We start from the raw sequence: 13,866 nt of genomic DNA, 5'->3' as shown, positions 1-13,866 counted from the left end.
GTGCCGCCGCCATAGGTACCTGTGCGGCTATCAGTCCTTCTTCAGCCTTCCCGCCGTCATGCTTGCTCCAAAACTGGCTGTTTCCGACACCGGATTTTACCGTGTCACTACTGAATTTTAGGTGGTGCGTGGTACAGGCGTGTATAGCCCGCAGAAGGCGCAGAAATAAAAGGGCCTGTTTTGTAAGTCGCGCAAGCACGACAGTACTGCACGGTGTAGAGACGCATACTTGCGTCTCATCGTTGAATAACTCGCGTCAGTACCGTTCTATCAAACAACATCAGCAACGACGAGACGCAAGTATGCGTCTCTACACCGCGCCTACCTATTGATCAACTTCCCTATCGCATCGACAACCTAATTACCCCATCTTAATGCGGCATGTGGCTGATTTTGGCCTCGTCCAGATCGAGTTGGGCTTCCTGGTGGCGCAACATCTCTTCATCGAACACATCCTCGTGGCGTAGCACAAACAGCTCCTCGCGCTGCACGCGCAGCACGTGCAGCAGCACCTGGTGGTAGCGTTGCAGGGCCTGGCGCTTAGTTTCGTCGTAGTCGAGGGCTTCGAGCAGGTTGCCAGTGCGCTGGGCCTCAGCCTGCATGCGCTGCTGCAACGCCCGAATCAGCTCGTTGTGCTGCACGTCGGCGGCGTAGTGTTGGGCCATGTAGTGAAGTGCCACGCGGCGCAGGCGCAGCCGAATGCCGGCTTCTTGCTCCTCGGCCGGTATAGGCTCCTCTAGCTGGCCCACGCCGCTCAGGCGGATGACCAGTGGTAGCGTGAGGCCCTGGAATACCAGCGTAACCAGAATCACCACGAAGGTGATAAACAGAATCAGGTTGCGCTGCGGAAATGCCTGCCCATCCGTCAGCAGCAGGGGCACCGACAGCGCCGAGGCCAGCGACACCACGCCGCGCATGCCGGCCCAGCCTATCACCACCGGTCCTTGCCAGCCGGGACTGGTTTCGCTGGCGCGAATGCTGGCACTCAGCCAGCGCGGCACAAATGCCGCTGGAAACATCCACAGCAACCGAATCAGCATGACCAAGGCACTGATGAGTAGGCCGTAGGTGATGGCCTGGGGTAGGGAGTAGGAGCCTAGCCCCTCTACCACCTGGGGTAACTCCAGCCCGATCAGGATAAACACCAGGCCATTGAGCGCAAAGCCCACGCTGGCCCACACGCTGTTGGCTTGCAGGCGGGTATCGGCATCGAACACCCGGTGCGAGCGAAACGACATCAGCAGCCCCCCGCTCACCACGGCCAGCACGCCCGAGAAGTGAAACTCCTCGGCCACCAGATACATGCCATAGGGCGCAATGAACGTGAGTACCGTGTTGATGCTGGGCGTAGTGGGCAGGTAGCGGTGCATGAGGTAGAAGCCGTGGGCCAGCACCAGTCCTACCACCACGCCCATGCCGCTCACCAGCAGAAAGCTGCTAATGGCCTCCTGCCACACAAACGTGCCCGATACCACCGTGGCCAGGGCAAAGCGAAACACAATCAAGCTGCTGGCATCGTTGATGAGGCTTTCGCCTTCCAGAATGCTGGTGATGCGCCGCGGCACCTGCACACCCTTCAGCACAGAGGTGGCCGCCACCGCATCGGGCGGAGAAATGATACCGCCTAGCAAAAAGCCCAGCGGCAGCGTGAACCCCGGAATCAGGCGGCGGGAGGCATAGGCCACCAGGGTAGAAGTAAAGAATACCAGCCCCAGCGCCAGCAGCAGAATGGGCCGTTTCCAGCGCCAGAAGTCCTTCCAGGAGGTTTCCCAGGCCGCCTGGTAGAGCAGCGGAGGTAGGAAAATCAGGAAAATCAGGTCGGGGTCGATGACTATTCGGGGCAGCCCTGGCACAAAGCTGAGCGCCAGGCCGGCCAGCACCAGAAAAATAGGGTAGGAGATGCGCAGCTTCTGCCCTAGCATCACGAGCAGCAACATGGCCAGCAGCAGGCCCAGAATAAGCAGAATGGTAGCGTGTAGGTTGTGGGGGAGCATGGGCAGCGGGTAGGCGAGCGTGAGACGCCGGAAGGTAGGCGCTACCCGGCAAAAACGCTACTCGCACAGAGCCGCCCCGAGAGCGGCCGCCTTCTCAGGTGCTGCAACGCCACATCAGGCTACTGCTACCCAGCCCTCGCGCACGGCCTGCACCACCAGGCCCACCAGCGTTTTGGCGCCAGCTTTCTGCAACAGCGCCCGGCGGTGGCTTTCCACGGTGCGCACGCTCAAGTAGAGACGGTCGGCAATTTCCTGGTTGCAGCAGTCGGCCACTACCAGCCGCAGCACCTCCAGCTCGCGGCGGCTGAAAGCCGTGGCAGGCGCCGCGGTCCGACGCGTAGCCACGGGGGAAGTAAGCAACGCACTACGCGGGTCGCGCAGCAGCCGTTCCACCGCCTCTATGATGTGCTCGGGCGTAGTATGGTAGGGGAGTAGCGCCACCGTGCCGGCCTGCAACAGCTGTTCCCGCACCATAGCGGATAGCCGGCTGCCCGTGAGCAGCAGCACCGGCAACCGGGGCCACAGCGGCAGCAAATGCTCGGGCAGCAGCAGGCCGGGCAGCAGGCCATCTATAATGGCCAGGTTGTAGTTATGCTGCCGCACCAAGTACGTGAGTTGGCTAGCGTCGGCGGTAGTATCGGTGGTGAGGCCCGGCCAGGCTTCGTGCAGCGTAGCCAGCAGCCCGTAGCGCTGCAAAGAGGGCGTAGCCGCCACCAAAACGGAAAAAGAAGGAGTAGCCATAACCACCTAGCTGGTTAAGGGTGGAGATTGGAAACCAACGCGTTAGCCTGAATAAATGCTGCGGCCGTTGCCATTGGTGTAGTGGCTAAAATTCTATCTTTACAGAAGCCTTGGCAATACCTACTATATGGTATTTGCGAAATATATAGTATGAATATATTTAGGCCGTGGTATTGTAGCAAGTACACAATACATTAGGTCGGTCTGACAGGCTGATTTCTCGAACAGCGTTGCTTTCCGCAACAGCGAGCCGCTATGTGCGGCGCCCTACCCTCTCGGTACTAGTTAGCTACCCAGCCGCGCCGCTACAATCAAGCCTACTCCCAGCACATAAGTACCGCCCATAACCCACAGCCAGCGGGAAGCTGTAGTAGGCGCACCCTTAAATTCCCGCCAGGCAAATAAGCCCCAGAGCACGCCTACCACCGTAGCGCCCTGGCTGATGCCGAAGGATATGGCATTGCCGGCCTCAGTGGAAGCCAGCAGCAAGGAGGTCATGCCCAGGCCCCAGAGCAGGCCGCTGCCTACCCCTACCCAATGGTGGCGGGTGGTCACATCGCGGTAGCGGAGCTGGGCGGCTTCGGGCTTGTCGGCAAAGCGGCGCAGGATCTGCTCGAATAGTGAGTTGCTGATGACCATACCCAGCGCAAACACCACCAGCGCCGTGTAGGGCGTAAGCTGACCGCGTTCGGGGTCGGCAAAATCGGAGGCTAGAGAAGTAGTTATCAACCAGAAGAAGAACCCGTTGGCCAAGCCAGCAGAGCCTGCAATCAGCAGGCCCTTGGTTTTGCTGCCTTCGGCGTCATCTTCACCGTCTTGGCTGTCGGCTTCCTTTTTGAGGTAGGCGAAGGCGCTGCACGCAATGGAAACTAATACCACCGCCCCGCCGGCAGCTAACAGGGCTACGTTGCCTTCAGGCTCGGCCAGGTAGTTTACTATCAGCCCCAGTATCAGCGCAATGCTGGTGCCCACGGGCATACCAATGGCCAGCCCCGCCGCCTGAATGCCTGCTACCAGCAATTGATTGCCCAGGTTGAACGCCACGCCCGCCGCCAGCGCCAGGCCCAACATGGCCCAGTCGGCCTTGCGCAAGTCTTCTAGAAACGGCCGCCCGTCTTCTCCTAGGCTGCCCAGTGTGAAAGCCGCCACTACCACCCACAGCACAATACCCAGCACATAGTCGCGGTAAAACAGGGTGATGGGCACCTTATCGCGGGCGGCTATCTTTTGTCCGTTCGACCATGAACCCCAGCATAGCATGGCGAGTAGGCAAACGCCAATGGCTAATCCGGTTTGCTCGATGATAAACATGGTAGTGGGATAGGGAAGAAACTAATAATGCTGTAGTCGCACTAAATGGTACGAGGTACAGTAATGGCGCGGGGCTGTGCCCCGTGTCTACTATTCGCAGGCCTCTGGCCTGCATCGCCAGAACAATGCACTCAAGCGTTCCTAGTGGCGCAGACGACGGCAGGCCAGAGGCCTGCGAATAGTAGACACGGGGCACAGCCCCGCGCCATTACCATACCTCAACCCTACCCTACGCTTCCTTCGGCTCGGGGCCGCGGAAGACGTCGGTGCCCTGCACGGGAGTCAGCTTCACGGGCCTACCCTCGCGGGCCGACTGGTAGATGGCTGCCATAATGCGGTGGTCTTGTAAACCTTCTTCGCCGGGCGTGTGGGGCTTTTTGTTGTCCAGAATGCACTCCGAGAAGTGGTCCATTTCGGCGGCAAACTGGTTTTTGGAGGGAATGGTGATGTGATTTTCCATCTTGGCCTTGCCCTCGGCGTGCGAGGTTTGCAGCTGCTGCCCGGTGTAGGCGTAGGCGTTGTTCAGGTGCAGCCAGCCCCGCTGCGTGTTCACGCGGTAGAAGCGCGAGTCATGGGTGTTGTAGTGCGTGATGTTATCGACGACCACGCCGTTGGGGAAGCGCAGCTGAAACGACATCATCTCCTCTACCTCCTTAAATAACGGGTTGCCGGGCGTGCTGTAGGAGTAGGCAAACACCTCGGTCGGCTCGGTGCCGAGCAGGAAGCGCGAGGTGTTCAGGCAGTACAGGCCAATGTCGGGGAGGGCGCCGCCGCCGGCCAGGGCTTTTTTGTGGCGCCAGTGGTCGGGGTTGGCCGAGCTTTGGCTGTTTTGGGCTTGTATGTACTGCACCTCGCCGTATTTCTTGTCGCGTATCATGTCGCGCACTTGGCGGTTGTAAGGCTCGTACTGAATGCGGTAGGCAATCATCAGCTTCACCTTAGCCTTGTTACAGGCATCAATCATGGCCTGGCACTCTTCGGGCGAGGTAGCCATGGGCTTTTCGCAGAGAATGTGCTTACCGGTTTGCGCCCCTCGAATCACGTACTCGGCGTGCATGGAGTTGGGCAGCACAATGTAAATGGCCTGCACCTCGGGGTTGTCCTTCAGCTTTTCGTAGTTCTCGTAACTGTAGCAGCTTTCGGGCTTTATGCCGTACTGCGCAGCTACCTTTTTCAGCTTCTCCGGCGAGCCGCTGACCAGTGCCACCGGCTTCGATTTCTTGCACTCCCCAAACGCGGGTAGCAGCTCCTCCAGCGTGAGGTGGCCCAGGCCCACCAACGCGTAGCCTACCCGGCGGTCAGGCGGCAGGGGGGTAGGGGTAGGGCCGGATTGGGGGTCTACATCCGATTTCCAAGCTTCCAGCTCGATGGGCTTTTCCACATCGGCGGGCACCTTGGCGGGCGGCGACACGGCCTCCGACGACGGAATTTTCTGTCCGTCGGGGGCAGTGTAAGTGGTAGAGGCGTCTACCTGAGAGGCCGGCGTGCCGGTGGTGGGCACGGTAGCCGCGGCAGTGCCACCACTTGCAGCCCCCGATTTATCCTGGCAGCTGGCCAGGGTGCCGGCCGCCACGCCCACGGCCAGGCCACGGCCCGCTAGATTCAGAAATTCCTTGCGTGATACTTCCCGCCCGGCTTCGCGCAGCACGGTGTTCAATAGCTCGTTGGTGAAAGACATAGGGTGATAGGTGAAATGGAGAAGACAGGATACAAGGGGAGTGTACGAGGATCTGCCAAAAAGAAATGCCCGACCCACTGCCTTGCGTGGTACATAACTTTCGGGTAGCGGCGCGGTTGATGGGACGAAGCGCCCCGCAAGCACGAGCGTAGAGCATAGTTTTTGTTTGATTTTGCCGTATGGTTTTGCCGTTGTTTTCGCGCTGGTGGTGGGTGCTGAGTGGACTGTTGCTGGCGGGCGTAGTGCCGACGCGTGCCCAAACGGCTGATACGCTGCGGCAGCAACCCGGCGCGCCCGCGGCCGCTACCTCCGATGAAGACCGGCGCGACCTGGGCGACGTGCTGACGTATTTCTTCCCGCGCCTGCGCCCCGCCGCCCGCGACACCACCGTGACGCTGGAAAGCGGCCACCGCTTTGTTTCCATCATTCCCGTTGTCAGCTACACGCTGCAAACCCGCGGGCTGCTGCAAGTGGCTGGCAATGTGGCGTATCAGAAACCCGGCGCCAACATCTCCACGCTGGTGTCGGCCCTGGCCGTAACGCAGAACAAGCAGGTGATTCTGACGGCCACGTCCTCTATCTGGACGCCCGACAACCGCATCAACTGGATTGGCGACTGGCGCCTGATGCACTACCCCCAAAACACTTACGGCCTGGGCACGCGCACCAGCACCCGCCGCGGCGTGGTGAACATGGAGTTCGACTACCTGCGCATCTACCAAACCATGCTGCGCCGCATCTTGCCCAACTTCTACGGCGGCCTGGGCTACCAGCTCGATTATCATTGGGGCATCGAAAGCACTAGCTACGGGCAGGAGGTAGCCCGCATTTCGGGCTACGAGCAAGGTATTACGGGCTCGTCGGTGTCGTCGGGGGTGGCCCTGAACCTGCTCTACGACTCGCGCGGCAACGCCATCAACCCCCAGCCGGGCGGCGCTTATGTAAATCTGCTCTACCGCCCCAACCTGAAGCTGTTGGGAAGCACCGTCACTTACCAAACGCTACTCTTGGAGGCCCGCCGCTACCTGCGCCTGCGCGAAGGCTCCGGCAATATGCTAGCCCTGTGGTCGTATAATAGCATCACGCTGCAAGGCACGCCGCCCTACCTCGACCTGCCCAGCACGGGCTGGGATACCTACAACAATACTGGCCGTGGCTTCATACAGGGGCGCTTTCGGGGCAAAGACATGCTGTATGCCGAGGCCGAGTATCGGTTTCGCATCACGCGCAACCGGCTGCTAGGCGGCGTAGCGTTCGGCAATGCACAAACCATATCGGAGCCCGCTACCAACCAATTCGAGAAGGTGGTGCCCGCCGTGGGGGTAGGGCTGCGCGTGGCCATGAACAAGCTCTCGCGCACCAACCTGTCCATCGATTACGGCTTTGGGTTTGACGGCTCGCGGGCGCTGTCATTCAATGTGGGCGAGGTGTTTTAGGCGGTAGCTTATCCTGAAAATAGTGCTAATTGGCCGCATTTTTGGTGGCCTGCCAACGATTACTATACCGCACTGTTTTCCTGCCCTTCACTTATGGATAAGCTACTATCGCCGGACTACTTAGACCTCACGTATCGGGCCGATCTGGACCTGCTGGTAGGCCGGTGGATGCGCAATCCTGCTTTGGCAGAAATGCAGCAAGGCTACAACCTGATGCTGAATGCCGCTACCACCTGCGGGTGCATGCGCTGGCTGATTGATGCCCGCCGCCGCGACCATACCAACCAGAACGGTATTCCATGGATGATGGAGGTGTTTTATCCGCAGCTGGCAAGCCGGCTGCAAGGCCGGGTGCATCTGGCTTTTCTGCTGGCGCCCGTGCATTTGCAGGCATTGGAAGCCGATACGTCGCTTTTGCCGCTGTCCTACTTCGATACCCTACCCTACCAGATAGGTCGCTTTCTGGAGGAGCAAGCCGCCATCACCTGGCTCGACTCCCACTGCCCGATGAGGAAGGGTGAAATGGTGAGGTTATGAAGTAGTGAGAGGTGAGGTGGTGAATAAAAAAACGTCTGTCATCCTGAGCCTGCGAAGGACCTTCTCACGTTAGAACGACAAGCGTACCAACGACTCGTGTCAGCGTGAGAAGGTCCTTCGCAAGCTCAGGATGACAGACGTTTTTTTACTCACCACCTCACTGTCTCACCACCATGTCTATTCCTACCTACACCAACCCCATTCTCGACGACGATTTTCCGGACCCTACCATTATCCGGGCAAAAGACGGATTCTACTACGCCTACGGCACGCAAACCAAGCGCGACGGGGTGATTATCAACTTGCAGGTGGCCCGCTCGCAAGATTTGGTGCAGTGGGAGTGGCTGGGTGAGGCCCTACCCCACAAGCCCCGCTGGGCCAGTGCCACCCAGCGGCTGTGGGCGCCCCACGTGAGCGAGGCAGATGGCCGCTACTACCTCTACTACTCGGCCCAGCCCGATAGCGGCGCCGGACTTTGCCTGGCCGTAGCCACCGCCGAGCACCCAGCTGGCCCCTTCGTAGACAATGGCGAGCCGCTGCTCTGTGGTGAAACCGGCTTCGAGCACATCGACCCGATGGCTTTCGACGACCCCGCTACTGGCAAACGGCTGCTGTACTGGGGCTCCGGCTTCGGGCCGTTGCGCGTGCGCGAACTGGCACCCGATCGGCTGTTGTTTGCGCCTAATAGCCAGGAAGTAGAGCTAGTACAGCCCGACGTGCCGGGTAGCGCCGATGAGTACCAGCACCTGATTGAGGGTAGCTGGGTGGTGCTGCGCAACGACTGGTACTACCTGTTCTACTCCGGCAATAACTGCTGTGGACCCGATGCCCACTACGGCGTAATGATAGCCCGTGCCCGCCACGCCACCGGTCCTTTCGAAACGCTGGCCCAGGCCACCGGCCGCCCCGACAGTACCATCCTCACCGGCAACGCGCACTGGCATGCGCCTGGCCACAATTGCCTTATCACCGATGCGGCCGGCCAGGACTGGCTGGCCTACCACGCCATCGACCCGCGCCAGCCTACCTTTGATGCCATCAACGATGAGCAGGGCTACTCCCGGCGCGTTATGCTGCTAGACCGCGTGGTGTACGAAAACGGCTGGCCCCGCCTACTGCCCGACGGGCACCCTACCCACACGCCGCAGCCGGCGCCAATAAGCGAAGAAAAGTCCTAGTCCTTCAGTGGCTCGGTCACCATTTGTTCTACTGGAGGCTTTATTTTCACGCGCAACGGGTCCTTGGCTTTGCCAATGATAGACCGGTCGCCTTTGTCGTAGCTGAAATAGCTCCAGGTCCAGTTGAGCAACACGGCAAAACGGTTGCGAAAGCTCACCAGCGAAATGACGTGGATGAACGTCCACATCAGCCAGGCCAGTAGGCCTTGCGTGCGGTAATCCTTGCCGCCGGGTAGCTTCAGGTCAGCCACGGCGCGGTTGCGGCCCACGGTAGCCATAGCGCCTTTGTCGTCGTAGCGGAAGGGCTCCAAGGGTTGGCCATTCAGCAGGCGGGGGATGTTGTGGCCCAACAGCCGGCCCTGTTGCAGGGCTGGCTGCGCCACCATGGGGTGACCCTCCGGAAACTCCGGGGTTTGCATGGAGGCAATGTCGCCGAGGGCAAATACATTGGTGTAGCCTTCTACGCGGCTGTATTCGTCTACCTTATACCGATTGCCTTTCAATAAAGCCTCGGGGCGCAGGCCGGGTATGGGGGAGCCCGTCACGCCGGCCGCCCAAATAAGCGTGCGCGTAATCAGGGTTTCGCCGGTGCTGAGCGTCACAGTGTAGCCATCGTAGGACTTCACCCGGCTGTTCAGCACCACTTTCACGCCGTACTCCTCCAGGTATTCCAACGATTTCTGCGAAGCCTCCGCCGACATCCCTTTCAGCAACACCGGCCCGCTCTGGATCAAATGAATATCCATCTGCTTGAAATCCAGTTCCTTGTAATCGCAAGGAAATACGTGCTTGCGCAATTCGCTGAGGGCACCAGCCACTTCTACGCCGGTAGGACCGCCGCCCACAATCACGAAGTCCAGCAGGCTGTTCATCTGCTCGGCGTCGCCCATTTGCAGAGCTTTCTCGAAGTTGGCCAGCACGGTGTTGCGCAGCTCAATAGCATCTTCTATCGACTTGATTGCAATGGCATTTGCCTCCATTTGGTCGTCGCCGAAGTAGTTGGTGGTAGAGCCAGTTGCAATAACCAGGTAATCGTAATTGATCAGGCCGATGGACGTCTGGAGCACATGGGCATCAGCATCCACCGACTGCACCTCTGCCATGCGGAAGTAGAAGTTTTTCTGCCGCCCCAGGATCTTGCGGAAGGGCGATACAATATCACTGGCATCGAGGCCCGCCGTGGCTACCTGGTAAAGCAGAGGCTGGAAGTTATGGTAGTTCTGCTTATCGATGAGTACCACCTGCACGGGCACGTCGCGGAGCTGCTTGGCTAACTCCAGACCGGCAAAACCGCCTCCCACTATCACCACACGGGGTTTGCCGAGGTCTGTTAGTTTGGCTAAATCTTCCATGCTGAAGTAGTTAAAGAGAATCGGGAAAAGGTTGCTACCCTATACCTCAAAAGTCCAGCTACTGTTGCAACGACAGGCGGGCTGCAGCCCGCCAGGCATCCTTTGCGTATAGCCATTTCCACGTTCTATTCTCCTCTCCCGCGTGAATTCTACTACTCCCGAGTCGGCGGCGCCCGAACAGCCTTCTTCCAAAATCGCCATTTTTGGGGCGTTGGCGGCTAATCTGGCCATTGCTATCGTCAAGTTTGTGGCTTCTTATTTCACGGGCAGCTCGGCTATGCTGTCAGAAGGCATTCACTCTCTGGTCGATACCATCAACGAGTGGCTGTTGCTGCTAGGCCTGAGTCGCAGCCAGCGCCCCGCCGATGCGCGCCGGCCGTTCGGCTACGGGCGCGAGCTGTACTTCTGGGCTTTTGTGGTGTCGGTGTGCATCTTTGGGATTGGCGGGGGCGTGTCGCTCTACGAAGGCGTGGAGCACCTGCGTCACCCCGAGCCTCTCAGCGACCCTACCTGGAACTACTGGGTGCTGGGCATTGCCTTTCTGCTCGATGGCGGCTCGTTCCTGTTGGCCCGCCGCACCTTCAACGCCCAGCGCCGGGGGGTAGGGTTCTGGCGGGCCTTCCACAGCAGCAAAGACCCCGGCACCTTTGTCGTGCTGTTCGAAGATGCGGCCGACTTGCTGGGCCTATCGGTGGCCTTCCTAGGCGTCTACCTCAGCCATACCCTCAACATGCCCGCCCTCGATGGGGTAGCCTCACTCGGCATTGGCGTTATTCTATTGATTGTGGCGGGCCTGCTGCTACGCGAAACCAAAAGCCTACTGATGGGCGAACCTGCCGAGGCCGACGTGCTGCAACACGTGACCGAAGTGGTACGTGAAGACAAAGCCGTTGTCGCGGCTGAAGAACCGCTTTCCAGCTACCTAGGGCCGGAGGAGTTGTTGGTAGTAGTGCGCGTGCGGTTCCAGCCGGAGCAGTCGGCGCAGGAGGTAGCGGCGGCCGTGGTGCGCGTGCAGGCTGCCGTGCAACAGAAGCTGCCGCACATCAAGCACGTGTTTATCCAGCCGATGGAGTAAATGGTGAAGTTGTGAGATTGTGAAGTGCTGAATGTGCAGTAGAAAAAGCGTCTGTCATCCTGAGCTTGCGAAGGACCTTCTCACGGTAGAACGACAAGCGTAACAACGACTCGTTCTACCGTGAGAAGGTCCTTCGCAAGCTCAGGATGACAGACACTTTTGTTTAGAAACTGGTTTGAGTTACCACTGAACGGTGTAGAGACGCGTACTTGCGTCTCGTCGTTGAACGATTTGGGTGGTTGGCGTTCAACGACGAGACGCAAGTATGCGTCTCTACACCGTTTCAGATACCTTTTCCGCTAACCCAAACAGCCTCTCTCATTACTTCAAAATTCCAACAAAAAAAGGGGGCGCTGACTTTTGTCAGCGCCCCCTTTTTCAAAATAAGCTACGAACGAGTTAGTACGGCTTGGCATCGTGGGCCAGCTCTTCGGCTTGCTCCACGGCTTCTTCGTCCTTCATCATCATGCTCTTCTTCTCGGCAATGCCGTCGCGCAGGCGCTGGCCCCATTCGGGGTCGCAGTTGGTGCACAGCTCAATCATCTTCTGCTGAATCACCTCGGCGGCATCGGCCAGTGCGCCCGACATGTTGTTGATCAGGTCGTCGCGCTCCCAGTCTTCGTGGGTGCGGTACCGCTCACCGGCTTGCTTGAAGTTGTTTTCGCGGTCGATGGTCTGGCGTACCAGGCGGCCGGTGTACTGCGGCGTGTGGTCGGGAGCCGAGCGGGGGGCCTCCTTCAGACCGTTCAGCGACGAAGGCTCGTAGTTCACGTGGTTGTTCTGGCCAGGGGCCGAATCCACGTGGTAGGTCATCTGGCCATCGCGCTGGTTGGTGCTCACGTGCTTTTTAGGCGCGTTGATGGGCAGTTGCAGGTAGTTGGCACCCACGCGGTAGCGCTGCGTGTCGGAATAGGAGAAGGTGCGGCCTTGCAGCATCTTGTCGTCCGAGAAATCGAGGCCGTCTACCAGTACGCCGGTACCGAACGCCGCCTGCTCTACCTCCGCGAAGTAGTTCTCAGGGTTCTTGTTCAGCGTCATCATGCCCACAGGCAGGTGCGGGAACTGGTCTTCGGGCCAAATCTTGGTGTCATCAAGCGGATCGAAGTCTAGCTCCGGGTGCTCGTCGTCCGACATGATCTGCACGCGCAGCTCCCACTTAGGGAAGTTGCCCTTCTTGATGTTCTCGTACAGGTCTTGGGTAGCGTGGTTGAAGTTCTTGGCCTGAATCTTCTCGGCTTCGCCGGCGGTCAGGTTTTTGATGCCCTGCATGGGCTCCCAGTGGTACTTCACCAGCACGGCGTCACCGTCCTTGTTCACCCACTTATAGGTGTTCACACCCGAGCCTTGCATCTGGCGGTAGTTGGCCGGAATGCCCCAGGGCGAGAACAGGAACGATACCATGTGCATCGCCTCGGGCGTGTTGCAGATGAAGTCGAAAATCCGCTCGCCGGTCTGGCGGTTGTGCACCGGGTCGGGCTTCTGCGAGTGAATCAGGTCTGGGAACTTCATCGCGTCGCGGATGAAGAACACTTTCAGGTTGTTGCCTACCAAGTCCCAGTTGCCATCTTCGGTGTAGAATTTCACCGCGAAGCCGCGCGGGTCGCGCAGGGTTTCGGGCGAGTGGCCGCCGTGGCCCACCGTAGAGAAGCGCACGAACACGGGCGTTTCTTTGCCTTTGGTGTTGAACAGCTTAGCGCGGGTGTATTTCTCAATGGGCTCGTCGCCTACCTTGCCGTAGGCTTCAAACGTGCCGTGCGCACCAGCACCGCGGGCGTGCACCACGCGCTCGGGTACCCGTTCGCGGTCAAAGTGGCTGATTTTCTCAATGAACTGGTAGTTCTCCAGTGTAGCCGGACCGCGGTTGCCCACGGTGCGCAGGTTCTGGTTGTTGGTCAGCGGGTGGCCCTGGCGGGTGGTCAGGGTTTGGGCGTTTTCGCCGTCAGCGGTGCGCTGGTCGTGCGAAGAGCCTACGCCGTTCACGGCGGTGCCGGTACCGTCGGCGGGCGTGTGCTGGCCGTTGTTGGTTTCGTCTGCCATAGTGGTAATGTTGGATGGTTTTGGTGCCCCGAAATAACTGCTATAAACTGACTTGAGTTTAGAAAAGGTACGGATTTCCCATTGAATTATTCGATACCAGCATAGCCTCCGTTGATACGACACGGGTGCCAGGGGGTAGGGAAGTAGGTGTTGTGAACTCCAATAAAAGTCCGCGCCGGGTGGTGCCTACGTGCTCAATCTCCTCCACAGTGGCCGTCACAGATTCACTATGATCGTCCGGAAAAATGACCGTCACCGCCAAGGGCGTGTGCAGGTTTAGGGGTAGGAGAAGCGGAGCTGCTTCGGCGGGTATCGCCACCATGCCCAGCCCCGGCACCCGGAAGCTATGCGCTACAGTCAGCAGCAAATCAGGCATTGAAATAGTGAAATGGTGAAAGAAAATGCGTCTGTCATCCTGAGTGCAGCGAAGGACCTTCTCACGTTAGAACGCCATGCTCCGGCATTCATCGTTTGGAAGCAAGTATACAGCAAACAATTAGGCCGTCCTGCCGCGGTTTGCGAAGCAT

General features: G+C 59.1%; 11 protein-coding genes. 4 read left to right on the top strand and 7 right to left on the bottom strand.

The window, feature by feature from the left end; genetic code table 11:
- Positions 1-371 precede the first annotated feature (371 nt).
- The 4 genes from J4D97_RS11290 to J4D97_RS11275 form a co-directional block, all read right to left on the bottom strand.
- Positions 372-1,994, bottom strand: a complete 1,623-nt coding sequence (locus tag J4D97_RS11290; protein ID WP_208307673.1) for a Na+/H+ antiporter — start codon at positions 1,992-1,994, stop codon at positions 372-374.
- A gap of 114 nt (positions 1,995-2,108) precedes the next feature.
- Positions 2,109-2,735 (bottom strand): response regulator transcription factor, encoded by a 627-nt coding sequence (locus J4D97_RS11285; RefSeq protein WP_208307672.1) that lies wholly within the window; start codon positions 2,733-2,735, stop codon positions 2,109-2,111.
- A 285-nt stretch (positions 2,736-3,020) separates the two neighbouring features.
- A complete protein-coding gene (locus J4D97_RS11280; RefSeq protein ID WP_208307671.1) occupies positions 3,021-4,046 on the bottom strand; it encodes a GRP family sugar transporter in 1,026 nt (341 codons plus the stop codon).
- A gap of 229 nt (positions 4,047-4,275) precedes the next feature.
- Positions 4,276-5,724, bottom strand: a complete 1,449-nt coding sequence (locus J4D97_RS11275; protein WP_208307670.1) for a Gfo/Idh/MocA family protein — start codon at positions 5,722-5,724, stop codon at positions 4,276-4,278.
- A gap of 179 nt (positions 5,725-5,903) precedes the next feature.
- Here J4D97_RS11275 and J4D97_RS11270 point away from each other — a divergent pair, with 179 nt between their 5' ends.
- From J4D97_RS11270 to J4D97_RS11260, 3 genes are all read left to right on the top strand, one after another.
- The gene (locus J4D97_RS11270; protein ID WP_208307669.1) at positions 5,904-7,160 is read left to right on the top strand and encodes a BamA/TamA family outer membrane protein; all 1,257 of its coding nucleotides are present in this window, start codon (positions 5,904-5,906) and stop codon (positions 7,158-7,160) included.
- A gap of 93 nt (positions 7,161-7,253) precedes the next feature.
- Positions 7,254-7,697, top strand: coding sequence for a hypothetical protein (locus tag J4D97_RS11265; protein ID WP_208307668.1), 444 nt, complete (start codon positions 7,254-7,256; stop codon positions 7,695-7,697).
- Between the two features lie 173 nt (positions 7,698-7,870).
- Positions 7,871-8,875 (top strand): glycoside hydrolase family 43 protein, encoded by a 1,005-nt coding sequence (locus J4D97_RS11260; protein WP_208307667.1) that lies wholly within the window; start codon positions 7,871-7,873, stop codon positions 8,873-8,875.
- Here J4D97_RS11260 and J4D97_RS11255 read toward each other — a convergent pair.
- Entirely contained in the window at positions 8,872-10,227 is a 1,356-nt protein-coding gene (locus J4D97_RS11255) for an NAD(P)/FAD-dependent oxidoreductase (protein ID WP_208307666.1), read from the bottom strand. The genes J4D97_RS11260 and J4D97_RS11255 overlap by 4 nt on opposite strands.
- 142 nt (positions 10,228-10,369) lie before the next feature.
- Between J4D97_RS11255 and J4D97_RS11250 the strand changes: the two genes are divergently transcribed.
- Positions 10,370-11,302, top strand: a complete 933-nt coding sequence (locus J4D97_RS11250; RefSeq protein WP_208307665.1) for a cation diffusion facilitator family transporter — start codon at positions 10,370-10,372, stop codon at positions 11,300-11,302.
- A 399-nt stretch (positions 11,303-11,701) separates the two neighbouring features.
- Here the strand turns inward: J4D97_RS11250 and J4D97_RS11245 are convergent, their stop codons facing one another.
- Both J4D97_RS11245 and J4D97_RS11240 read right to left on the bottom strand, forming a co-directional pair.
- A complete protein-coding gene (locus J4D97_RS11245) occupies positions 11,702-13,339 on the bottom strand; it encodes a catalase (RefSeq protein WP_185282085.1) in 1,638 nt (545 codons plus the stop codon).
- A gap of 58 nt (positions 13,340-13,397) precedes the next feature.
- Entirely contained in the window at positions 13,398-13,715 is a 318-nt protein-coding gene (locus J4D97_RS11240) for a hypothetical protein (protein ID WP_208307664.1), read from the bottom strand.
- Positions 13,716-13,866 lie beyond the last annotated feature (151 nt).

It is taken from the genome of Hymenobacter defluvii (genome assembly GCF_017589435.1).
Classification (GTDB): Bacteria; Bacteroidota; Bacteroidia; order Cytophagales; family Hymenobacteraceae; genus Hymenobacter; species Hymenobacter profundi.
This window is presented reverse-complemented; position numbering and strand designations above follow the sequence as displayed.